The 22,102-nt window shown below is 72.9% G+C and carries 21 protein-coding genes; 9 read left to right on the top strand and 12 right to left on the bottom strand.

Going from position 1 to position 22,102, the window contains the following annotated elements:
• Positions 1 to 163 precede the first annotated feature (163 nt).
• Positions 164 to 1,351, top strand: a complete 1,188-nt coding sequence (locus VGH76_RS15255) for an IS481 family transposase (protein WP_331557541.1) — start codon at positions 164 to 166, stop codon at positions 1,349 to 1,351.
• Positions 1,352 to 1,428: 77 nt separating this feature from the next.
• Here the strand turns inward: VGH76_RS15255 and VGH76_RS15250 are convergent, their stop codons facing one another.
• Both VGH76_RS15250 and VGH76_RS15245 read right to left on the bottom strand, forming a co-directional pair.
• The gene (locus VGH76_RS15250) at positions 1,429 to 2,283 is read right to left on the bottom strand and encodes an aldo/keto reductase (RefSeq protein ID WP_331557540.1); all 855 of its coding nucleotides are present in this window, start codon (positions 2,281 to 2,283) and stop codon (positions 1,429 to 1,431) included.
• A gap of 156 nt (positions 2,284 to 2,439) precedes the next feature.
• Complete coding sequence (locus tag VGH76_RS15245) at positions 2,440 to 3,879, bottom strand: MFS transporter (RefSeq protein ID WP_331557538.1); 1,440 nt, start codon at positions 3,877 to 3,879, stop codon at positions 2,440 to 2,442.
• A gap of 120 nt (positions 3,880 to 3,999) precedes the next feature.
• Between VGH76_RS15245 and VGH76_RS15240 the strand changes: the two genes are divergently transcribed.
• The 6 genes from VGH76_RS15240 (at position 4,000) to VGH76_RS15215 (ending at position 9,496) form a co-directional block, all read left to right on the top strand.
• Positions 4,000 to 5,268 carry an MFS transporter gene (locus VGH76_RS15240; protein ID WP_331557537.1) on the top strand — a complete coding sequence of 423 codons (1,269 nt, stop codon included), beginning with the start codon at positions 4,000 to 4,002 and terminating at the stop codon, positions 5,266 to 5,268.
• Positions 5,265 to 5,603 carry a divalent-cation tolerance protein CutA gene (cutA, locus tag VGH76_RS15235; protein WP_331557536.1) on the top strand — a complete coding sequence of 113 codons (339 nt, stop codon included), beginning with the start codon at positions 5,265 to 5,267 and terminating at the stop codon, positions 5,601 to 5,603. Before VGH76_RS15240 ends, cutA begins: the two co-directional genes overlap by 4 nt.
• A gap of 22 nt (positions 5,604 to 5,625) precedes the next feature.
• Complete coding sequence (locus VGH76_RS15230; protein WP_331557535.1) at positions 5,626 to 6,882, top strand: MFS transporter; 1,257 nt, start codon at positions 5,626 to 5,628, stop codon at positions 6,880 to 6,882.
• A 136-nt stretch (positions 6,883 to 7,018) separates the two neighbouring features.
• Positions 7,019 to 8,035: a sigma-70 family RNA polymerase sigma factor gene (locus VGH76_RS15225; protein ID WP_331557534.1), complete on the top strand. Its 1,017-nt coding sequence runs from the start codon at positions 7,019 to 7,021 to the stop codon at positions 8,033 to 8,035.
• A 73-nt stretch (positions 8,036 to 8,108) separates the two neighbouring features.
• Positions 8,109 to 8,981: an SAM-dependent methyltransferase gene (locus VGH76_RS15220; protein ID WP_331557533.1), complete on the top strand. Its 873-nt coding sequence runs from the start codon at positions 8,109 to 8,111 to the stop codon at positions 8,979 to 8,981.
• On the top strand, positions 8,978 to 9,496 hold the full coding sequence (locus VGH76_RS15215; protein WP_331557532.1) for an NUDIX hydrolase: 519 nt from the start codon (positions 8,978 to 8,980) through the stop codon (positions 9,494 to 9,496). Before VGH76_RS15220 ends, VGH76_RS15215 begins: the two co-directional genes overlap by 4 nt.
• Here the strand turns inward: VGH76_RS15215 and VGH76_RS15210 are convergent.
• The 10 genes from VGH76_RS15210 to VGH76_RS15165 all read right to left on the bottom strand — a co-directional run bounded on the left by VGH76_RS15210 (position 9,475) and on the right by VGH76_RS15165 (position 19,905).
• Positions 9,475 to 9,807: a GYD domain-containing protein gene (locus VGH76_RS15210; protein ID WP_331557531.1), complete on the bottom strand. Its 333-nt coding sequence runs from the start codon at positions 9,805 to 9,807 to the stop codon at positions 9,475 to 9,477. The two genes, VGH76_RS15215 and VGH76_RS15210, sit on opposite strands and share 22 nt — an antisense overlap.
• Before the next feature lie 139 nt (positions 9,808 to 9,946).
• Positions 9,947 to 11,362 carry a replicative DNA helicase gene (gene dnaB / locus VGH76_RS15205; RefSeq protein WP_331557530.1) on the bottom strand — a complete coding sequence of 472 codons (1,416 nt, stop codon included), beginning with the start codon at positions 11,360 to 11,362 and terminating at the stop codon, positions 9,947 to 9,949.
• Positions 11,363 to 11,918: 556 nt separating this feature from the next.
• Positions 11,919 to 12,371: a 50S ribosomal protein L9 gene (gene rplI, locus VGH76_RS15200; protein ID WP_331557529.1), complete on the bottom strand. Its 453-nt coding sequence runs from the start codon at positions 12,369 to 12,371 to the stop codon at positions 11,919 to 11,921.
• Between the two features lie 16 nt (positions 12,372 to 12,387).
• The gene (gene rpsR / locus VGH76_RS15195) at positions 12,388 to 12,624 is read right to left on the bottom strand and encodes a 30S ribosomal protein S18 (RefSeq protein ID WP_230730744.1); all 237 of its coding nucleotides are present in this window, start codon (positions 12,622 to 12,624) and stop codon (positions 12,388 to 12,390) included.
• Between the two features lie 44 nt (positions 12,625 to 12,668).
• Positions 12,669 to 13,196 carry a single-stranded DNA-binding protein gene (locus VGH76_RS15190; protein WP_331557528.1) on the bottom strand — a complete coding sequence of 176 codons (528 nt, stop codon included), beginning with the start codon at positions 13,194 to 13,196 and terminating at the stop codon, positions 12,669 to 12,671.
• Positions 13,196 to 13,528, bottom strand: a complete 333-nt coding sequence (gene rpsF, locus VGH76_RS15185) for a 30S ribosomal protein S6 (RefSeq protein ID WP_331557527.1) — start codon at positions 13,526 to 13,528, stop codon at positions 13,196 to 13,198. The genes VGH76_RS15190 and rpsF overlap by 1 nt, the downstream gene beginning before the upstream one ends.
• Before the next feature lie 176 nt (positions 13,529 to 13,704).
• Positions 13,705 to 14,778 (bottom strand): hypothetical protein, encoded by a 1,074-nt coding sequence (locus VGH76_RS15180; protein WP_331557526.1) that lies wholly within the window; start codon positions 14,776 to 14,778, stop codon positions 13,705 to 13,707.
• A gap of 210 nt (positions 14,779 to 14,988) precedes the next feature.
• Positions 14,989 to 16,596, bottom strand: a complete 1,608-nt coding sequence (locus VGH76_RS15175; RefSeq protein ID WP_331557525.1) for a glycosyltransferase family 87 protein — start codon at positions 16,594 to 16,596, stop codon at positions 14,989 to 14,991.
• A 15-nt stretch (positions 16,597 to 16,611) separates the two neighbouring features.
• On the bottom strand, positions 16,612 to 19,434 hold the full coding sequence (locus tag VGH76_RS15170; RefSeq protein WP_331557524.1) for a transglycosylase domain-containing protein: 2,823 nt from the start codon (positions 19,432 to 19,434) through the stop codon (positions 16,612 to 16,614).
• 63 nt (positions 19,435 to 19,497) lie between these two features.
• On the bottom strand, positions 19,498 to 19,905 hold the full coding sequence (locus VGH76_RS15165; RefSeq protein ID WP_331557523.1) for a DUF5318 family protein: 408 nt from the start codon (positions 19,903 to 19,905) through the stop codon (positions 19,498 to 19,500).
• Between the two features lie 151 nt (positions 19,906 to 20,056).
• Here VGH76_RS15165 and VGH76_RS15160 point away from each other — a divergent pair, with 151 nt between their 5' ends.
• Together VGH76_RS15160 and VGH76_RS15155 are read left to right on the top strand one after the other, a co-directional pair.
• The gene (locus VGH76_RS15160; RefSeq protein ID WP_331557542.1) at positions 20,057 to 20,653 is read left to right on the top strand and encodes a PadR family transcriptional regulator; all 597 of its coding nucleotides are present in this window, start codon (positions 20,057 to 20,059) and stop codon (positions 20,651 to 20,653) included.
• A gap of 142 nt (positions 20,654 to 20,795) precedes the next feature.
• Positions 20,796 to 21,869, top strand: coding sequence for an inositol-3-phosphate synthase (locus VGH76_RS15155; RefSeq protein ID WP_331557522.1), 1,074 nt, complete (start codon positions 20,796 to 20,798; stop codon positions 21,867 to 21,869).
• Positions 21,870 to 22,102: the final 233 nt, after the last annotated feature.

The raw sequence follows: 22,102 nt of genomic DNA, 5'->3' as shown, positions 1-22,102 counted from the left end.
AAGCCCTCGTGAGCACTTTCCGTCGCTATGACAACGTGTCTGTGCTCAGGACGTCGTAGACAGTTGCTGTCTCGGCACATCGCGGACACTGAGCGGCCCGGCGGGTGGGCTGGTCGCGTGGTGGTGACCAGCCTGCTCGGGTGTGGGCAGGACAGGGTTCGAGATGGATCCAGCACTCGTCGCGGCGGTCGCGCTGGCCGCCAACGGCAAGAAGATCAACATAAGTCGGGTGTGCCGGGAGACCGGGGTGTCCCGGGCGGGGTTCTACGTCAAGCTCGCCCGGTTCAAGGCCGAGGGCAGCGCCGGGCTGGCGCCGCGCTCCCGCGCCCCGCGCTCCCGCCCGAGCAGCACCGCTGAGCATGTCGGCGAGGCGGTGGTGCGGGCCCGCAAGGAGCTCGCCGATCAGGGCTGGGACAACGGTGCGCTCACGATCCGCTGGCGGCTGCTCGACATCGCCCGCGCCGGGGTGCACCCCACCGGCGCCCCGGTGCTCGACCTGGCCGAGGTGCCCTCACGGGCCACGATCCACCGCATCCTGGTCGGGCGCGGCCAGGTCACCCCCGAGCCGCGCAAGCGCCCGAAGCCCGGGCGGCGGTTCGTGCACCCGGCCCCGAACGCGGTCTGGCAGATCGACGGCACCGACCTCGAGCTCGCCGACAACACCGAGGTCACGGTCGTGCAGATCATCGATGACCACTCCCGCCTCGATGTGGCCTGCCGCGCGGCGAGCAGCGAGAACAGCGAAGACGTCTGGCAGGCGCTGAGCGCGGGCTTCGCCGCCTACGGCCACCCGGCCTGCGTGCTCTCCGACAACGCCGCCGCCTTCTCCGGCAAGCGCCGCCGCTGGCCCATGGTCGAGATGGAACGAGGCCTGGCCCAGCTCGGGATCACCACCATCGTGTCCTCGATCGGACACCCCCAGACCTGCGGGAAGAACGAACGCGCCCACCGGACCCTGCAGCGCTGGCTCGGCGCCCGACCCGCCCCAGGCTCCCTGGCCGAACTGCAGGCCCTGCTCGATGCCTACCGGCGCGGCTACAACCACCGCCGCCACCAAGCCCTGGGCGGCGACACCCCCCAGCAGCGCTTCCACGCCACCGAACGCGCCCGCCCCGCCGGCCCCGCACCACGCATCGCCGGGCAGGTCACCCGCACCGTCTCCACCACCGGAGTCATCCGGGTCAGCGGCACCTCCATCGGCCTAGGCCGACGCCACGCCGGCGCCAGCGCCGAGATGTTCTGGCAGGGCGACCGCGTCACCGTGCTCATCGACGACACCGTCGCCGCCAGCCTTACCCTCGACCGCAGCGTCCGCTACCAGCGGACCACCAACCTGTCTCCGATGTGCTGAGACAGATCCGTCTTGGATGTGCTGAGACATCACAGGTGGCTATAGCGACCGAAAGTGCTCACATGCGCGAAGCGCACCTAATCCAACCGACCCACCACGTCACGGGGCAGTTCCAGGGCGGCCGCGGCGCAGTTCTCCTCGAGGTGCTCGAGCGAAGCCGTGCCCGGGATCGGGACCATCACCGAGCTGCGCTGGAGCAGCCACGCGAGGGCCACCTGCGCCGGGGTGGCGCCGAGGGAGACCGCCGCGTCGTGCGCGGCGTTGCCCTCCTTCGCGAGGTTGCCCGCGTCGGCCGGGGCCCACGGGATGAAGGCGATCCCGTGCTCGGTGCAGTGGCGCAGCTCGGCGTCCGAGGAGCGGTCCGCGAGGTTGTAGCGGTTCTGCACCGACGCGACGTCGACGATCTGACCCGCGGCCTCGATCTGCTCGACCGAGACCTGCGAGAGGCCGACGTGGCGCACCTTGCCCTCGCGCTGCAGGTCGGCGAGCAGGCCGAACTGCTCGTCGGCGGCGACGTGCGGGTCGACGCGGTGGAGCTGGAAGAGGTCGATGGTCTCCACGCCGAGACGGCGCAGGCTCATCTCGCACTCCTGGCGCAGGTAGTCGGGCCGCCCGCAGGGGATCCAGCGGTTCGGCCCGGTGCGCAGCAGGCCGGCCTTCGTGGCGACCGTGACCCCGCGGTAGGGGTAGAGGGCCTCGCGGATCAGCTCCTCGCTGACGTAGGGACCGTAGGAGTCCGCCGTGTCCACGAAGTCGACGCCGAGGTCGACCGCGCGCCGCAGCACGGCCAGCGCGTTGTCGGTGTCCTTCGGCGGACCCCAGATGCCCTCGCCGGTCAGCCGCATGGCGCCGTAGCCGAGGCGCCGTATCGGCAGCTCACCCCCGAGCTCGAAGGTTCCCGCCGCGGCCGCCGCAGACTCCGTCGTCGTCACGTGGCAACTCCTCTCCCGTGCACGAAGCCTCCACACTCCCACCGCGTCCCGCGGCACGCCCATGCCAGTGGCCGAGGTCCCACGTCCGGCGCCGTGAGATCGTTCACCCTGTCCCACCAGCGGATACGACACCGATCGGTGTCACACAGCCGGAGGTCAGAGCCGTGCCGGCGCCGCGTCCTCGACGAACAGGTCGGCCACCCGGCCCGCGGTGGCCCGGGCCCGCGCGGTGGTGGCCAGGACGCCGATCACCGCGATGAGCAGGGTCGCCCCTGCGACGACCCACCACGCCGCGGAGAGCCCGACGGCGACGCTCACGGCCCCGGCGACGACGGTGCCGCTCACCGCGACACCCAACGACTGGCCGATCTGCCGGCTCGTCGAGGCGACCGCGGCGGCCACTCCGGCCTGGGCGCGCGGCATCCCGCTGACCGCGGTGTTGGTGATCGGCGGGTTGACCAGCCCGAACCCGATCCCGTAGACGCCGTAGGCCACGAGCAGCACCCACAGCGGCGTCGCGGCGGAGGACAGCGCGATGACGACCGCCACCGCCGTCGTCGCGATCCCGGCGACGACGAGCGGGGTCCGCGGCCCCCGCGACGCCACCAGCCGGCCCGACAGCGGCGCGCAGATCGTCGCGGTCACCGCCGCGGGCAGGAGCGCGAGCCCGGCGTGCAGCGCGGAGAGCCCGCGGACGTCCTGGAGGTAGAGCGTCGAGAGGAAGAGGAACGACCCGAACGCCGCGAAGGCGCACACCGCCACCACGGTCGCCGAGGAGAACGGCACGCTTTCGAAGAACCGCAGCTCGATCAGCGGCTCCCGCCGCCGGCGCTCCCACACCAGCAGCGCGACCAGCGCGACCAGGGCCAGACCGCCGAGACCGAGGATGAGCGGCGAGCCCCACCCCGCCCGCGGCCCCTCGATCACCGCGGTCACCACGGAGGCGAGGAGGACGACGACGAGCACCTGGCCGACGGGGTCGGGCCGGCGAGCGCGCGGGGCGCGGGACTCCGGCACGTACCGGGCGGTCGCCGCGATGGCGACGAGGACCACGGGCACGTTGACCCAGAAGATCGCCCGCCAGCCCACCGCCTCGGTGAGGACTCCGCCGAGCACCGGCCCGAGGCCCAGCGAGATGCCGACCACCGAGCCCCAGATGCCGATCGCCCGCGCCCGCTCGCGCGGGTCGGTGAACACGTTGGTGACGATCGACATCGCGACCGGGTTGAGCATCGTCCCGCCGAGGCCCTGGACGGCGCGGGCGGCGATGAGCCAGCCGATCGAGGGCGCCAGGCTGCACAGCAGCGAGCCCAGACCGAAGAGCGCCAGCCCGACCTGGAAGGTGCGCCGCCGCCCGACCCGGTCCCCGGTCGCGCCCGCGAGCATGAGGAAGCAGGCGAGCACGAGGGTGTAGGCGTCGACGGTCCACTGCAGGCTCGTGATCGAGGCCCCGAGGTCGGTCCTGATCACCGGCAGCGCGACGTTGACGATCGTGTTGTCCATCGAGACGACGAGCAGGCTCGTGCAGCAGATCAGGAGCACGAGGATCCGGCGCCGCAGGGTGGACGTGTCCTGCCGGTCCAGATCGTTGCTCACGCTCACGAGCGTAGGCCGGGGACGACGGTGCCCCGGTGTCAGCCGCGGCGGAACCGGGTCATCGGGAGGAACCGGACGACCGACGTGCCGGTGGTGCTTGCGCGGCCTAAATTCCCCGCCATGGTGGGGACGGGGCTGTTCGACCAGGCACGCGGACTCACCCGGGAGCAGCGCAACGCGTTCCTCGCCGCCTGGCTCGGCTGGGCCATGGACGCCTTCGACTTCTTCCTCGTCGTGTTCGTGCTCACGAACATCGCGAAGGAGTTCGGGGAGTCGACGACGACCGTCGCGTTCCTCACCACGGTCACCCTCATCGCGCGGCCGATCGGGGCGCTGCTGTTCGGGATCTGGGCGGACAAGAAGGGCCGTCGGATCCCGTTGATGGTCGACGTCCTCTTCTACTCCGCGATGGAGGTGCTCTCCGGCCTCGCGCCCACGTTCACCGTCCTCATCGTGCTGCGCTTCCTGTTCGGCCTGGGCATGGGCGGCGAGTGGGGCCTCGGCGCGTCGCTGGCCCTCGAGAAGATCCCGGCGGAGAAGCGCGGCTTCTGGTCCGGTCTGCTGCAGCAGGGCTATCCGGTGGGCTACCTGCTCGCAACGCTGGCCAACTTCGCGATCACCCCGTACCTGGGCTGGCGCTGGCTGTTCGTGCTCGGCGCGGTCCCCGCGCTCATCGCGTTCCTCATCCGCACCCGGGTCGGGGAGTCCGAGGCGTGGGAGCGGACCCAGGAGAAGGTCGCGGTCACCCGGGTCGGCCCGGGCAAGGTCTTCCTGCAGGGGAAGGTGTTCCGCCGCTTCCTCTACCTCATCGTGCTCATGACGCTGTTCAACTTCATGAGCCACGGCACCCAGGACTACGTGCCGACCTTCCTCAAGGAGGACCTCCACGCGTCGACCGGCGCGGTCACGCTCGTCGCCGTCATCTACAACATCGGCGCGATCATCGGAGGGGCCTACTTCGGGGCGCTCTCCGAGCGGTTCGGCCGGCGCCGGACCGCCGCGCTGTGCGCGGTCCTGGGCATCCCCGTCGTCTTCCTGTTCGCGTACTCCCCGACGCTGGGGCTGGTGACCCTGGGGGCGTTCCTGCTCCAGGTGCTCGTGCAGGGCGGGTGGGGTGTCGTCCCGGCGCACCTCGCGGAGCTCTCGCCGGACGAGATCCGCGGCTTCTACCCGGGAGTGACCTACCAGCTCGGCAACGCGATCGCGTCGTTCAACCTCCCGCTCCAGGCCGCGCTCGCGGCGTCGTTCAGCGGGTCCTTCGCGCTCGCGGCCGTGATCGTCCCGGTGCTGGTGCTCACCGCGGTGGTGCTCCTCGTGGGTCCCGAGGCCAGGGGGAAGGTGTTCGGCGCGCGCGAGCAGGAGCACGGTGAGGTAGGACGGGCGCCGTGAGCACGCCAGGGGACGCCACGGCCGTCGTCGTCACCACCACCGACTCCGACGACGAGGCCGAGCGCCTCGCCCGCGGCCTCGTCGAGGCCGGGCTGGCGGCCTGCGTGCAGATCGTGGGCCCGGTCCGTAGCGCCTTCCGGTGGGAGGGCTCGGTGTCGGTGGAGACCGAGTGGCAGCTCGTCGCGAAGACCGCGGCCGGCCGCGTCGAGGAGCTGACCGCCTGGATCGCCGCCGAGCACTCCTACGACGTCCCCGAGGTGATCGCCGTGCCGGTGACCGGGGGACACGGGCCCTACCTGCGGTGGGTGACGGAGGAGACCCGGCGCGGCGACTGACCGGCCTTTAGCCTCGACAACGATGTCCGTGACCCCCGCCACCGCCGCGCCGGGGCTGCGTCGCGGCGAACCGGGGTTCCGGCGCGTCTCGGTGGGGCTGTTCTTCGCGGGCTTCACCACCTTCGCGCTGCTCTACGCCACCCAGCCGCTGCTGCCACGGCTCGTCGACGTCTTCGGGGTCTCCCCGGGCACGGCATCGCTCTCGGTCTCGGTGACCACCGGGGGCCTCGCGCTCGCCGTCATCCCCGCCTCCGCGCTCTCCGAGCGGTGGGGCCGGCGGCCGGTGATGCTGTGGTCGCTGCTCGGCGCGGTGGGCTTCGGGCTCGCCGCCGCGGTCGCGCCGTCCTTCGGGCTCCTGCTGGTGCTGCGCGCGCTCGAGGGCGTGGCGCTCGCGGGTCTGCCGGCCGTCGGCATGGCCTACCTCGCCGACGAGATCGACGCCGGCCACCTCGACGGCGCGATGGGCCTCTACATCGCGGGGAACTCGGTCGGCGGGTTCGGCGGCCGGATCGTGGTGAGCGCGATCAACGACCTCGCGGGGTCCTGGCGGGCCGCGCTCGGGGGGATCGCGGTGGTCTCCGGGGTCTGCCTGCTGCTGTTCTGGCTGGTCCTGCCGCACTCCCGGCGCTTCGCCCCGTCTCCCGTTGCGGCGCGCGAGCTGGCCGGCGAGGCGGCCGCGCACCTGCGCGATCCCGTGCTGCGGCGGCTCTTCGCGGTCGGCCTGCTGCTCATGGGGACCTTCGTCTGCGCCTACAACTACGTCGCCTTCCGGCTGCTCGGCCCGCCGTTCACGCTGCCCGACCTCGTCGTCGGGTTCGTCTTCGTCCTCTACGCGGTCGGCACGGTGACCTCGACGGCGGCCGGGCGGCTCTCGGCGCGGTGGGGCACGCGACGGACGGTGCTCGTCGCGGTCGGGGTGGCCGCGGTCGGGGCGCTCGCGATGCTGGCCCCGGTGCTCGCGCTCGTGATCGGCGGGCTCGCGCTGCTCACGGTCGGGTTCTTCGCCGGGCACGCGGTGGCCTCGGCCGCGGTGGGGCGACGGGCCACCCACGGGCGCGCGGTGGCCTCGGGGATGTACCTGTTCAGCTACTACGTGGGCTCGTCGGTCGGCGGCACCCTAGGCGGGGTGGTGTTCGGCGTGGCGGGCTGGTCGGCGACGGTGGGCTTCCTCGTCGCGCTGCTCGGGGCGACGGCCGTCGTGGTCGCGGGCCTGCGCCGCGCCGGGTCCGGTTCCGGTTCCGGCTCCGGTTTCGAGCGAAGGTGCCCTTCGGTCGAATAGATCGGCCAGGGGCGCCCTTCGTCGGAACGCCGGCCGGCTCCCGGTTTCGAGCGAAGGTGCCCTTCGGTCGAATAGATCGGCCAGGGGCGCCCTTCGCCGGAACGCGGGACACCCGTGATGGGGCAGACTCGGCGGCGTGGAGGGCGCGACGGTCACCGACGAGGACCTCGACGCCGCCCGCTCCGGGGACGACGCGGCGTTCGAGCGCCTCGTCGCACCGTTGCGCCGGGAGCTCCACGCCCACTGCTACCGGATGCTCGGCTCGACCCACGACGCCGACGACGCGCTGCAGGACGCGCTCCTGCGCGCCTGGCGGGGGATCGCGCGGTTCGAGGGGCGCAGCAGCCTCCGGTCGTGGCTGTACACCGTCGCCACCCGCACCTCTCTGGATGTCGTCGAGGCCCGTGGCCGGCGCGCGCTGCCGATGGATCTCGGGCCGGCCGCGACGGAACCGGTCGTCGACGCCGCCCCGGTCACCGACGTTGCCTGGGTGACGCCCTACCCGGACACCGCGCTCGCCGTCGAGGAGCGCGAGTCGGTCGAGCTCGCGTTCGTCGCGGCCCTGCAGCACCTGCCGGGCAACCAGCGCGCGGCCCTGCTGCTCTTCGAGGTTCTCGGCTACCCGGCGTCCGAGATCGCCGAGGTCATGGCGACGACGACGGCGTCGGTGAACTCGGCGCTGCAGCGGGCGCGGCGCCTCGTCGCCGAGCGTGTCCCCCCGGTCAGCCAGCAGCGCACCCTCGCGCAGCTCGACGACGCCGGACTGCGCGCGGTCGTCGAGGGCTACGCCCGGGCACTCGAGCGCCGCGACCCCGCGGCGCTGCTCTCGCTGCTCAGCGAGGACGTCACGTGGTCGATGCCGCCGTTGCCGCAGTGGTACCGGGGACGCGACGACGTCATGGCGTTCGCGCGGGCCGTGCCGCTCGGGGACTGCGGGTCGTGGCGGGCGCACCCGACGAGCGCCAACGGCCAGCCCGCGGTCGCGCTCTACCTCGACGGTCCGGCGAGCCGGCGTCCCGGGGGACCGTCGGGCGTGCACCGGGCCTGGTCGGTGACGGTGCTCACGCTGCGCGACGGCGCGATCGCCGAGCTGACGTCCTTCGTCGGGCCGGAGAGTTTCCGTGCGCTCGGGCTGCCGCTCGTGCTGGACTGAACCCCTCACCCGGCGTGCCCGCGCGGACGCGCAGGGCGATATCGGGGACCGACGGCGAGGGGCGGGCGAGACCATGGCGGAGCGGTCGGACGACGATCAGGCGCCCCGGGTCGGGACGAACCTCGCCAGCATGATGATCATCTCGGACGTCGGCATCGACTTCGACCGCGCCAACGCCGCGCGGATCTACGACCACTTCCTCGGCGGCGCCCACAACTTCGCCAGCGACCGCGCCCAGGCCGCGAAGATCGTCGCCGGGAACCCCGACATGCCCCGGGTGTGCCGGGAGAACCGCGACTTCCTCCGGCGCGTGGTGCGCTGGTGCCTCGGCCAGGGCGTGGACCAGTTCCTCGACCTCGGCTCGGGCGTCCCGACCGTCGGCAACGTCCACGAGATCGCGCTCGCGCTGCGGCCGGCGGCCCGGGTGGCGTACGTCGACTTCGAGCCCGTCGCGGTGCACCACGCCCGGGAGATCACCGCGGGACTCGACGGGGTCTCCGTCGCCCAGGGCGACCTGCGCCAGCCCGAGCAGATCCTCCACGACCCCGCCGTGGCCGGGCTGCTCGACTTCGACCGTCCGGTCGCGGTCCTGGCCGTCGCGGTCCTGCACTTCATCGACGACGACCTCCCGACGATCTTCGGTCGCTACCGCACGGCGCTCGCCCCGGGCAGCGTCCTGGCCCTCAACCACGGCAGCGCGGACCAGGACGACCCGGTGCTCGCCGAGAGCGTCCGGGAGATCCAGCGAGGCTACCGGGGCGCCGCGACGCCGGTGGTCCTGCGGGACCGCGCCCAGATCCGGGAGCTCCTCGACGGCTTCGAGCTCGTCGCACCCGGCCTCGTCGCACCCGGCCTCGTCGACCCCGTGAACTGGCCCGTCCCCCAACCCGACGTCGAGCCCATCGGCGCCTACGCCGCCGTCGGTCGCGCGCCCGGCCGGACGTGAGCGAGGCGCCCGACGTCAGCTGGACCGGACCGACCGGCGATCTGTTCTCCCTGCGGGTCGGCGCGATCCTCGTCCGCGACCGACGTCTGCTGCTGACCCGCACCGACGGGGAGGACCACTGGTTCCTCCCGGGTGGACGCGCGAAGCTCGGGGAGCCGGCTGCCGCGGCGCTGCGCCGGGAGCTGCGCGAGGAGCTCGACCTCACGGTGGCCGAGGTGCGGATCCGGATCGTCGCGGAGAACTTCTTCGCGAGACCCGGCGAGGGGGGCGTCCACGAGCTGGGGCTCTACGGCGAGGCCACGACGGACGGCCTCCCCGACGACACCGAGTTCGTCGGCGCGGAGGGGCCGGGGTCGGTGTTCCGCTGGTTCGGCCCGGAGGAGCTCGCTCGGATCGACGTGCGGCCTCGTCCGGTGGCCGACCTGCTCTTCGCGCTCCCCGACCATCCCGTCCACCTGCAGGTCGGCCCGGAGGACGCCGACGGGGCCGCGGCTCAGTCGCCCGGCCGGCGGTAGGTGCCCCGGGCCGCACCCGCCGTGGCCAGGACGGCCGGGAGATCCGCGGCCTCGATGAGCTGACTGGTCTGGACCGAGTCGAAGGCACCGGTGCTGTTGACCGCGAGGGCCAACGCCGCCGCGGTCGCCGCGTCGGGTGCGGAGAACAGCACCATGCCGTCCTTCTCGCCCAGCATGTAGTACAGCGCGTCCAGCTTCCCGCCCACACGGTCGAGCGACGCACTCACCGCCGCGGTGCGGTCGACCGGGTTCTCGATCATCTTCGCCCACGTGTCCGGGCTGTAGGAGAAGAAGAGGACGAACTTCAGCATGGCTCCCCCGTGTCTCGAGCCGGTTCCGTCCGCTCGAGTGTGGGCCCGCCGTGGTGCCGCGGTCAGTAGGTGATCGGCGGCGATAGGGGCGGGCCCACTCCTCCTCTCGGCCCAGCGTCGGTCCCCATCCGGGACGGGCTCAGCCGCGGGCGATGTCGGCGAAGCGGCTGTAGTGCAGCTGGTGGGCCACAGTGATGGTCGCGGTCGGCCCGTTGCGGTGCTTGGCGAGGATCAGGTCGGCCTCGCCGGCCCGCGGGTCGTCGCGTTCGAAGGCGTCCGGGCGGCTGATGAGCATGACCATGTCGGCGTCCTGCTCGAGCGACCCGGACTCGCGGAGGTCGGAGAGCATCGGCTTCTTGTCGGTGCGCTGCTCGGGACCACGGTTGAGCTGGCTGATCGCGACCAGCGGGACCTCGAGCTCCTTGGCCAGCAGCTTGAGCTGACGCGAGAACTCCGAGACCTCCTGCTGGCGGCTCTCGACCTTCTTGCCCGAGGTCATGAGCTGCATGTAGTCCAGGATGATCAGCTTGAGGTCGTGCCGCTGCTTGAGGCGCCGGGCCTTCGCGCGGATCTCCATGATCGTCATGTTGGGTGAGTCGTCGATGAACATCGGCGCCTCGGAGATCTCGCTCATCCGACGGGCGAGCCGGGTCCAGTCCTCGTCGGTCATCGTCCCGGCACGCATGTCGGCCAGCCGGATCTTCGCTTCCGCGGAGAGCATGCGCATGACGATCTCGGTGCGGCTCATCTCCAGCGAGAACACACAGCTGGTCAGGCCGTGTTTTATACTCGCCGAGCGAGCAAAATCCAGTCCCAGGGTCGATTTCCCGATGCCCGGCCTCGCCGCGACGATCACCATCTGGCCGGCGTGCAGGCCGTTCGTCACCTCGTCGAGATCGGTGAACCCGGTCGGCACGCCGAACGAGACGCCGCCGCGCGAGGCGATGGCGTCGATCTCGTCCATCGTCGGCTGCAGGACGTCCTCGAGGGCCACGTAGTCCTCGGTGACCCGCCGGTCGGTGACCTCGTACACCGCAGCCTGGGCCCGGTCGACGATGTCGTCGGTGTCCGCGCCCTCGCCGCCGTGGTAGCCCAGCTGCACGATCCGGGTGCCGGCCTCGACCAGCCGCCGCAGGATGGCGCGGTCGGCCACGATCTCGGCGTAGTAGGCCGCGTTGGCCGCCGTGGGGACCGCGGCGATCAGGGTGTGCAGGTAGGGCGCCCCGCCGATGCGCAGCAGCTCCCCGCGCCGCTCCAGCTCCGCCGAGACCGTCACCGGGTCGGCCGGCTCGCCACGGCCGTAGAGGTCGAGCACGCACTCGTAGACGGTCTGGTGCGCGGGACGGTAGAAGTCGTCCGGCTTGAGCATCTCGACGACGTCGGCGATGGCGTCCTTGCTCAGCAGGATCGCGCCGAGCACCGACTGCTCGGCGGTGATGTCCTGCGGCGGCTGCCGGTCGAACTCCGGGCGCGCGCCCTCCGATCCGGCCGATCGGGACCCCCGGTCGTACCCCCCGTCCCGGCCGCCCGCCCCCCGCTCGTCGAGCACCGCCACGGACCCGCTCCTCCCTGCTCGCTGCCGGACCGGTGACACCGGTGTCCTGCGCCCCGTCACGTCCGGCGCGCCCCTTCTACCGCGGGGCACCGACACCGTCGCCGACCACGCGGACCGCGGCCGGGCGAGGTGCCGGACGCACGCTAGGTGCCGCCGGTCCGGCGCGGCCAGGCGGTGGTGTTGATGTCGGTGTTGATGGCCTGGGGACGGATGGGGGAGCACAGGGCCCACGGGTGGGCACACCTGGGGACAACCTGTTGGCAACCCCGTTGGGATCGGGGTCCTCCCAGGTCAGCGGACTGTGCATCCTGTGGACAGCAAGTGGATCGGCATGTCGTCACACGCGGACGCTCGGCGTGTCGCCGTGGTCGCGGGGCGTCGCGGAGACGACCGGGGGACGGCCCGCGCCGGGCGGCCCGGTGACGGCGGGACGACCGTCCGTCGCCCCGGGGGGCCGCCACCGAACGTTCTCCGACGCCGCCGCACGCCCCAGGACACACGTCGGGCCCCGGACCGCGCGCGGCGGTCCGGGGCCCGGGTGGCGGGACGGCGGGGCTCAGGCGCCCTGGACGTCCAGCGGGATCTCGACGGCGACGTCCGGGTGGAGCCGGACGGTCACCTGGTGGGCACCGGTGGTCTTGATGTGCCCCTTGGTGTCGACCAGACGCTTGTCGAGGTTCGGTCCGCCCGACGAGCGCACGGCGCCGACGATGTCGGCCGGCGTCACCGAGCCGAAGAGCCTGCCGCCCTGGCCCGCGGACTTCGCCGTGACGGTGACGGTGCCGACGCCCTGCAGCTCGCCGGCGACCTCCCGCGCGTGGTCGAGGTCCCGGATCCGCTTGCCCTCCTGGGTGCGGCGGATCGTCTCGACCTGCTTCATCGCGCCGCGGGTGGCCACGATCGCCAGGCCGCGGGGCAGGAGGAAGTTGCGGCCGTAGCCGTCCTTGACGTCGACGAGGTCGCCCGGGCCGCCGAGGTTGGCGACGTCGGCGGTGAGGATGAGCTTCATCGCGTGGGTCCCCTTCCTACCGTGCGGTCGACGTGTAGGGCAGCAGGGCCATCTCACGCGAGTTCTTCACGGCGACGGCGACGTCCCGCTGGTGCTGCGAGCAGTTGCCCGAGACCCGGCGAGCGCGGATCTTGCCGCGGTCCGAGATGTACTTGCGGAGGAGGTTGGTGTCCTTGTAGTCGATGATCTGGTTCTTGTCCTTGCAGAACGCGCAGACCTTCTTCTTGGGCTTGCGCACCGGCGGCTTCGCCATGGTGTCTTTCTCCTAGCCGAACTGAACTGGGGTGAACGAGGGATTCAGAAGGGGGGCTCGTCGTCGTACCCGGCGCTGCCGCCGGCCCCGGACGAGCCCGCGACGGGCGCCGAGGCCCACGGGTCGTCGTTGCCGGAGCCGCCACCGCCGGAGTAGCCACCGGCGCCGCCGTTCCCCGCACCGCCGTAGCCGCCGCCACCACCGCCGCGGCTGGCCTTGGTGACCGACGCCGTGGCATAGCGGAGCGAGGGGCCGATCTCGTCGACCTCGAGCTCGATGACGGTGCGCTTCTCACCCTCGCGGGTCTCGAAGGAGCGCTGCTTGAGACGTCCCTGCACGATGACGCGCGAGCCCCGGGTGAGGCTCTCGGCGACGTTCTCCGCCGCCTGGCGCCAGATGTTGCAGCGCAGGAAGAGGGCCTCGCCGTCCTTCCACTCGCCGCTCTGGCGGTCGAAGGTGCGAGGGGTCGACGCGACGGTGAAGTTCGCGACGGCGGCGCCCGAGGGCGTGAACCGCAGCTCCGGGTCGGCGGTCAGGTTGCCGACCACGGTGATGACGGTGTCGCCCGCCATCAGGCAGCGCCGGCCTTGCCCCGGCGCGTCGCGGCGGCAGGGTCACGACGCATGACCTTGGTGCGGAGCACCGACTCGTTCAGCGCGAGCTGGCGGTCCATCTCCTTGATGGTGGCCGGCTCGCAGTTCACGTCGAGGACCGCGTAGATGCCCTCGGCGTGCTTCTCGATCTCGTAGGCGAGACGACGACGACCCCAGACGTCGACGTTCTCGACGGTGCCGCCGTCCTTGCGGATGACGTTGAGGAACGTCTCCAGCGAGGGCTGCACGGTCCGCTCGTCGAGGCTCGGCTCGAGGATGACGACCATTTCGTAGTGGCGCACGAGTACCACTCACCTCCCATGGGCTGGCGGCCACGGACGATCCGTGGCAGGAGGGTTCTCGGTCGTTCCAGGGTACGTGGTGCCCCGTCGACGACGACGGGCGGGCCGGGACCGGCACGTTGGCCGGCCCCGACCCGCCCGGGTCGGACTCTCGGGTCCCGACCCCCTCGAGGGTCGGACGCGGCTCAGCGCCGCGCGGTTCCCATCAGCTCGGTCTCGTCGAGGCCGGCGCGGTCGGGCCGCGGGAAGCCGACCGCCGGGGACTCGGGCGCCGGCCCGTGGAGCTCGGTGAGCGCCTCGGCGGAGAACCCGTCGTCGACGAGCTGGGTGGAGTCGTCGTACCCGTCGTACCCGTCGTACCCGTCGTACCCGTCGGCGGTGTCCTCGACCGGCTCGGCCTGCGGGGCGGCCGCGGCGGCGGCGCGGCGCAGCACCAGCGCCCGGACCACGAACGCCGCCACCCCGGCGAGGGCGAGGACGGCGAGCATGACCGGCACGCCCATGCCCTTCGACATGCCGTCGACCGGCAGGGCCTGGACCTGGCTGGCGGTGGTCACCGCGCTGGCCGGGTCGTAGCCGAGGTAGGCGGGGGCACCGGCCTTGAGGCCCGGGAAGGCGGAACCGAGGAGCTGGCTCGCGTCGTAGGACGGCGCGCCCGCGGCGAGCCCGGAGCCCGCGCTCGGGGTGGCGGCGCCGAGGAACGACGAGGGCAGCGAGTTGAACGACGGCGCGAACGCGGGCGCGGAGGCCGCGATCGGGGTCGGCGCGAGCGGCGCGGTCGCCATCGGAGCGGGCGCCATCGGCGCGATCGCGGCCGGGGGGGCGGCAGCGGGGGCCGGGGCGGCGGGGGCCGCGGCGCTGGGCGCCGGGCCGCTGAGGGCGGTGCTGGAGCCCTGCTCGACGGCGGCCGTGAGCGGCTGGGCCGCCGGGGCGGCCGCCGCGACGGCCGTCGTCATCGGCTGGACCAGCTGGACCTGCACCTGGCAGAGCGAGCCGGCGATCGACTGGCTGATCGACTGCAGCGGACCGGCCGCGCTGCCGATCGGCACGTCGAACGGGAGCCCCAGCAGCGGGGTCACCTGCACGGTGTCACCCGGCCTCGCGGCGACCGTCGTCCCGCACGCGGCGGGGACGACCTGACCACCCGCGGCGGGCGCGGTGGGCGCGGCGAGCGCCATCCCGCCCCCCAACAGCAACGACCCGGTGAGGACACCCCCGGCCGCGGCGACGGACACCAGACGCGAGAACCGCGCACCCATGAAGGACCCCTTACGTGGAACGACGTGTACGGGTCCCGCTCCGGCACGCGGCCACGGACCCCGGGCGCAGCGCGCCTTCCGGGCTCCTCGGCGACGTCGGACGGGCTCCGACGACCGGTCAACGAGGCACTGCTCCGGAGGTGACGCGCGAGTCACCGGTCCGTCACGGTAGGGCCACGCGGCGTGGGCCGACGGTGCGCCGCGCGGGACTCAGGCCCGCCCGGATCGTGTGGTCGTGCCCGCGGCGGCGAGCGGCGGGTCGTCGCCGCCACGTCGTCGCCACGCGGTGAACCACGCGGCGTCGGGCGCCCCGTCGAGGACCCCGCCGTCGGGATCCGCGCCCGCGACGGGCGGACCCGGACGTCCCGGACGCAGGCGCACCGGGTCGAGCTCCGGGCGCAGCACCGTGCGCACGATGAGCACCCCGACGCCGATCACCGCGAGGTCGCGCACCAGGACCGCCCCGTAGAACCACGGCGCGGGCAGGCCCTTGTTCGCCGTCCCGAGGTAGTAGTACATCCGCGGGACCCACACGAAGGCGTCGAGCGCCATCCAGGCCAGCAGCGGCCGCCACCGCGGGTAGGCGAGCACGGCGAGCGGCACCAGCCACAGCGAGTACTGCGGGCTCCAGACCTTGTTGGTCAGCAGGAACGCCGCGATGACCAGGTACGCGATCGAGGCCAGCCGCGGGCGCACCGGGGCGCGGCGCACCAGCTCGGCGACCCCGACGCAGCACGCGACGAAGGCCACTGCGGTGACGGCGTTGAGCACGCTGGGGGTCTGACCCGACGCGAGCTGACCGTCGAGGCCCGGCCAGCCGGTGAACCCCGAGACCACGTTGTAGATCGAGTCGGGGTCCGCGGCGCGGGTCGAGTTGAGCCGGAAGAACTCCCACCACCCCCGCGGGGCGAGGACGGCCACCGGGAGGTTGACCACGGCCCACGTCACGAGGCCGACCACGGTGACCGCCCACCAGCTGCGCATCCGCCCGGCGCGCAGGCAGAGCAGCAGCAGCGGGAAGAGCAGGAACAGCGGGTAGAGCTTGGCCGCCGCGCCGAGGCCCATGAGCACGCCGGCCAGGCCCGGTCGTCGTCGGGACCACGCGAGCATCCCGAGGGTCGCGCCGGCGACGGCGAGCGTGTCGAAGTTGGTGAACGCGTGCACGGCCACCAGAGGCGAGGTCGCCGCGATCGCGGCGTCCCACGGGCGTCCCGGTCGCAGGCGCACGAGCGCCCACATCGCGCCCAGCCAGGCGAGCGCGAGCCAGAACGCCGAGAGGTCGAAGTAGACGACGACGGGGAGCGCGCCCGGCAGCACCCCGGCGGCCAGCCAGCCCGCCGCGAGGCGCGCATTGACCCACTGGAAGAACCCGGTGAGCACCGGGTACTCCATGTAGCGGACCTGGGTGGTGCCGTCGTCGTGCTGGTCGACCCAGCTGGTCACGTAGGGGATGCCGCCGCCGTCGAGCCGCTCGGCCGTGTACAGCGGCACCGTGTCCGAGTAGCACATCGCGACGTACTGCCGGCCGTCGCGCCAGTCCAGCTGGGTCTGCCCGTTGTCGTCGACGTACTGCTGCAGGCACGGCGCCTTCGCGAACCAGCCCAGCGCCAGCACGATCGTCGCCAGCAGCAGCACCACCCGCAGCGGGGTGAAGAAGCCGGTGCGCCCGACGACGGCGTGCGAGCCCAGCGGGCCGCCGGCGGCGGCGCTGACGGCGCGTACGAAGGCGTCCTCGTGCGCGGGGAGCACCCGGGAGGCCGGGTCGAGCGACGACGGGTCGTACGCGCGGCTGCGCTCGGGCGGGGCCTGCGAGGTCAACGGTGCTCGGGCAGCTCAGAAACCGGGGAAGACGTCGTTGTTGTTGTTGTTCCCGTTGTTCCCGTTGTTCCCGTTCCCATTGTTGCCGTTGTTCCCGTTGTTGTCACCGTTGTTCCCGTTGTTGTTCCCGTTGTTGTTGTTGTTGCCGTTCTGCCCGTTGTTCCCGTTCTGGCCGTTGTTCCCGTTCTGGCCGTTCTGCCCGTTGTTCGGGTTACCGACGCAGACCCCGTTGACGCAGACCTGCCCGTTCTGCCCGTTCGGGTGGTTGGGGTCCGGCGTCGGGGTCGCGGGCGCGGGCGGGGCCGGCGGTGTCCCGATGGCCTCGAAGTCGGAGAACTGCTGCACCGGGTCGTTGCGCAGCGCCTGGTTCATGTACCGCTGCCAGATCTGGCCGGGCACCCCGCGGCCGTAGATCGGCGCGCCGCCCTTGGTCTTGATCGGCGAGTTGTCGTCGGTCCCGACCCACACCGCCGTCGAGATCTGCGGGGTGTACCCCACCGTCCAGGCGTCGTTGTTCTGGCCCTTGACCGACGACTGCACGGTGCCCGTCTTGGAGGCCACCGGCCGGCCGGCCGCGAGCGGGATCTGCGAGTGCGAGGCGACGTCGAGCATCGACTCGGTGACGTTGCGGGCCAGCTGCTGGCTCATCCGCTGCTCGGGCGCGGTGACGCCGCCGTCGTAGAGCACCCGGCCGTCGGCCGTCGTGACCCGGGTGACCATGTGCGGGCGGTGGTAGACGCCGTCGGCGGCGAAGGTCGCGTAGGCCGAGGCCATGTCGCCCGGCTTGACCTCCTTGTCGCCGATCGCGATGCCGCCGGTGGGCTTGTCCAGCGGGGCGCCGATCCCGGCCTGGTGGGCGGCGTCGGCGACGCTCTGCGGGCCGACCTGGACGCCGAGCTGGTAGAAGACGGTGTTGATCGAGAGCGTCATGGCCGTCTTCAGGTCACAGTTCGGGCAGCTCTCGCCGTCGGAGTTCTCCACCCTGGTCCCCGCGATCGTCTGCGGGGTGGACCCGTCGAAGGTGGTGCCGAGCCCGACGGGCGGGTTGCGCTGGAGCCCGGCCAGCAGCACGAACGGCTTGAACGACGACCCCGGCTGGCGCTGGGTCTGGGCGTAGTCGAAGCCCGACCCGTCGCTGCCGCCGTAGTACGCCAGGACCGCCCCGGTCCGCGGGTCCTCCGAGACGAGCGCGGTCCGCAGGTTCGCGGGCTGCCCCTGGAGGGTCTTCGCCGCCGCGTCCGCGGCCTGCTGCTGGGTCTTGGGGTCGATCGTGGTCTCGACCTTGAGCCCCTCCTGGTTCACCTGCTGCTCGGTGATGCCGTACGACGCGAGCTCGTCCTTGATCGCCGAGACGATGTGGCCCCGGTCGTTGTCGGGGATGCCGGTCTTGCGCGCCGAGGGCGGGAGCACCGCCGGGAACACCGCGGCGGCACGGTCGCCGGGCGCGAGCCACTTCTGGTCGACCATGCCGTCGAGAACGTAGTTCCAGCGTTGCTCGGAGCCGGCCTGGTCGACCGCCGGGTCCCACTTGGACGGCGCCTGGATCAGCCCCGCGAGGACGGCGCCCTCGGCCGGGGTGAGGGTGTTGACGTCCCGGCCGTAGTAGGCCTGCGACGCCGCCTGGATGCCGTACGCGCCGCGCCCGAAGTAGATCGTGTTCAGGTAGTTCTCGAGGATCTGGTCCTTCGACTCCTCCTGGTTGATCTTCGCCGCGATGACGACCTCGCGGTACTTGCGCCAGTAGGAGTGCTCGTCGCCCACCAGCACGTTCTTGACGTACTGCTGGGTGATCGTCGATCCGCCGCCGGACCCGCCCTGGGCCTGGTTGAAGGCGGCGCGGGCGATGCCGATCGGGTCGAATCCGTAGTTGGTGTAGAAGCTGCGGTCCTCGGCCGAGGCCACGGCGTGCTGCACCCACACCGGCACCTGCGTGAGCGGGACCTTGATCCGGTTGCCCTGGGCCTGCGCGAGGCTCGCCATCGTCGAGCCGTCCTGGTAGTCGATCGTCGCGACCTGGTTGTTGGTCGCGTCGTCCGCCGAGGGGATCCGGAACGCGATCCAGCCGATCGCGAACGCGAGGATGGGGCCGAGGATCGCGACGCCGAGCACGACGTAGGCGATGCGCCGGCCCCGCCGCCAGCGCCGCTGCTGGGGCGTGAGGGCCGCGAGCTTGGCCTGACGGCGGCTCGGCGGCTCGCCGGCGTCGGACCCGTCGCCGCCGCCTCGTCGTCCGGGGCCCTGCGGCGGGTCGTCCGGGGGGCGGGTGCGGCCCGGGGCGGCGGTGCCCTGCACGACGTCGGTGGCCGCCGTGGGCCCGGTGGCCGGGCGGCCGCCGACGCGGGTGCCCGCGACGGCGCGGGTCGGCGCCGCGGTGGCGGTGGCGGCCAGCGGGCGGCCGCCGTCGTGGGTGAGGAGCCGCGGCTCGGGACGCTCGGCGCCCCAGGTGTCGGGGCGGTCGTCGAGCCGGGTCGCGGGACCGCCGACGCGGGTGGCCGGGCCGGGCGCGCTGCGCGCGGCGGGCGCCCGACCGGGAGCCGTCGGACCGTCGTCGGCGGGCACCTCGGCGCGTCGGCCTGGCGCCCGCGACGCGGCCGGACGCGCCGGGGCCTGACCGTTGCGGGGGTCGGCCCCGTGCGAGCCGGGCCGAGGGTTGCCGTCCCGCGGCTGCTGCCCCTCCGGGGCCTGCTGCCCGGGGTGCCCGTTGCGCTCCGAGGGCGGGACCGGGCTCCAGCCCGGCGGGAGGTTGCGGGGCGGGCCGGGCGGCTGGTTCGGCCCGGGACGCGGGGGGGCGGCGGAGCCGCTGACGGGACGACGGTCCGATCGACGGTCGTCGGTCACGTGGCGCCTCCCGGGGACGGCATGGTCGGCGGAACCGGCCCCGTCGTCACGCCCGCCGGGGCGTCAGGGCGAGGCCGTCCGACGCCGACGGCGGCCTCCGCCCGAGGCGTCGTCCGCTCCCAAGACGTAGGACTGTACGAGGTGGTTCCACCGGCACGTACGGCAGACCTCCACCACGTGCACCGTGAACTCCCCGGCCGCGTCGTCCAGTCGAGCGATCTCGGCGTCCGATCGGGCGGAACCGGACACCGGTCCGAGGCGCTCCCCGTAGACCCAGGACACGTTGACGACCTCGTCGCGACGGCACATCGGGCACGGCGTCCTGCTGGGGACACCGTGGTAGGTCGCGGCCTGGAGCAGGTAGACCCCGGCGTCGCACGCGTCCTCGGTCGAGGTGCGCCCGGCGGCGACGTCCGCGAGGTGCGCACGGCGGCGCAACGCGTAGTCGACGACCTGACGGGGTGCTCGCACGCGCCTCAGCGTAGCCAGCCGCGCACGGCGGCGCGCTGCCGTCGTGTGACGAGATCGTCGCGGGCAGGGCCTCGATGTATCGGCGCGATATGGTGAGACGAGAGGTCGTCGAAACCGCCGGCGGCCAGGACGGTCGTGGGAGGTGGACGGAGTGCTCGAGCTCGCCGTCCTCGGCCTGCTGCACGAGGCACCGATGCACGGCTACGAGCTCCGCAAGCAGCTCCACGCCCGCCTGGGATCGCTGCGGGCGTTCTCGTGGGGATCGGTGTACCCGACGCTGCGCCGTCTGCAGCGTGCCGACCTCATCGCCGAGCGCGACCCCGAGGCGACGGTGCGCGGGAGCTGGGGGCGCCGGGGCAGGCGCGTGTACGAGATCACCGCGGAGGGGAAGGACCGGCTCGACGAGCTGCTCGGCGAGGCCGGCCCGCAGGCCTGTGACGACGAGAGCTTCGGCGTGCACCTGGCCTTCTTCTCCCGGACCCCCGCGGAGGTGCGCATGCGCATCCTCGAGGGACGACGGCGGCGCGTCGAGGAGCGGCGTGACGGTCTGCGCACGACGATGACCCGGGCCGGGGAACAGATCGACCGCTACACCCGCGAGCTCCACCGCATCGGGCTCGACACCACCGAGCGCGAGGTCCGCTGGCTCAACGAGCTCATCGACCACGAGCGGTCGCTGGGCCAGGCGGGCGGCGGCGAGGTCCCCGCCCCCCGCAGCCCCGAGCCGCCGATGGAGCCGCCGGACTGAACACGGCCCGCGCCCGCGGGCCGGGACGCCGTCGTCCCGCCCGGAGCCCGAACCCGGCCGCCGGGACCCGCCACCAGTACGTCAGACACGCCCCGACCACCGAGATCACCCACCGGGGCACCGAAAGCGAAGGAGAGCATCCATGGGTCAGGTCCGTGTGGCCGTCGTCGGCGTGGGCAACTGCGCCGCCTCGCTGGTCCAGGGCGTCACGTACTACGCCGACGCCGACCCGGCCACCCGTGTGCCCGGGCTCATGCACGTCGACTTCGGCGGATACCACGTCCGCGACCTGCAGTTCGTGGCCGCGTTCGACGTCGACGCCAAGAAGGTCGGGCAGGACCTCGCCGAGGCGATCACCGCCAGCGAGAACAACACCATCAAGATCGCCGACGTCGCGCCCACCGGCGTGACCGTCCAGCGGGGCCACACCCTCGACGGGCTCGGCCGCTACTACCGCGAGACGATCACCGAGGCCGACGAGGAGCCGGTCGACGTCGTCGCCGCGCTGCGCGAGGCCCGCGCCGACGTCCTCGTCTCCTACCTGCCGGTGGGCAGCGAGGAGGCCGACAAGTTCTACGCGCAGTGCGCGCTCGACGCCGACGTCGCGTTCGTCAACGCGCTCCCGGTCTTCATCGCCTCCGACCCGGAGTGGGCGGCGAAGTTCACCGAGGCCGGGGTGCCGATCGTCGGCGACGACATCAAGTCCCAGGTCGGCGCCACGATCACCCACCGGGTGCTGGCGAAGCTCTTCGAGGACCGCGGCGTGCAGCTCGACCGCACGATGCAGCTCAACGTCGGCGGCAACATGGACTTCCGCAACATGCTCGAGCGGGAGCGGCTGGAGTCGAAGAAGACGTCCAAGACCCAGTCGGTCACCTCGCAGGTCGACCGCGACATGGGCAAGGGCAACGTCCACATCGGCCCGTCGGACCACGTGCCGTGGCTCGACGACCGCAAGTGGGCCTACGTGCGGCTCGAGGGTCGGGCGTTCGGTGACGTGCCCCTGTCGCTGGAGTACAAGCTCGAGGTCTGGGACTCCCCGAACTCGGCCGGGATCATCATTGACGCGGTGCGGGCCGCGAAGATCGCGAAGGACCGGGGCATCGGCGGCCCGCTGCTCGGGGCGTCGTCGTACTTCATGAAGTCCCCGCCGGAGCAGTACCGCGACTCGGTGGCCTACGACCGCGTGGAGGCATTCATCCGCGGCGAGGAGTGAGCTCTCTCGGCTGTTCTGAGCGAAGGGCACGTTCGGTCGAATAGATCGGCTGTGGGCGCCCCTCGCCGGAACGGTGGGCGCACCCGCTGACTGGGCGCAACCGCGCCTGCTCGAGCGCGGCCCACATCTTCCGCTTCACCCCGACGGGGTCCTCCCGGAGCTCCCTCGGAGTGGCCGGGACGACGACGAGCCCGGCCGCGGTCATCTCGGCCTGCCGCCGCATCGTGGCGTCG

The organism is Actinomycetospora sp., assembly GCF_036497585.1.
Classification (GTDB): Bacteria; Actinomycetota; Actinomycetes; order Mycobacteriales; family Pseudonocardiaceae; genus Actinomycetospora.
Note: the sequence above shows the minus strand (reverse complement) of the source record. Positions and strands in the feature narration are given on the sequence as shown.